Source organism: Cupriavidus sp. SIMBA_020 (assembly GCF_046535395.1).
GTDB lineage: Bacteria > Pseudomonadota > Gammaproteobacteria > Burkholderiales > Burkholderiaceae > Cupriavidus > Cupriavidus campinensis.
In genome coordinates this window covers 1-234 of the sequence record NZ_JAWRWU010001710.1, presented here as the reverse complement: position 1 = coordinate 234, position 234 = coordinate 1, and the positions used below count along the sequence as shown (strand labels likewise).

Genomic DNA, 234 nt, shown 5'->3' with positions numbered 1-234 from the left:
ACGACGAACCAAGCGCAGCGACGAACATTAGCGCGAACATCTTCGACGGGATCGACGTGAAGGCATCAAGCAGACGGCTCAGCGGTTCGTCGACGGCCGGACCCGAAACGGCAGCGAGCAACCCGAGCAGCGTCCCGACGATCGCCGACAACAGTGCCGACGCGAGCGCGAGCAGCACTGTCAGGCGTGTGCCTTCAATAATCCGGCTCAGCATGTCCCGCCCGAGGTAGTCTG

Annotated in this window: 1 pseudogene; it reads right to left on the bottom strand. The window is 63.2% G+C overall.

The window, feature by feature from the left end:
• Window positions 1-234: pseudogene (locus SB751_RS35445) on the bottom strand (ABC transporter permease); the annotation flags it as partial.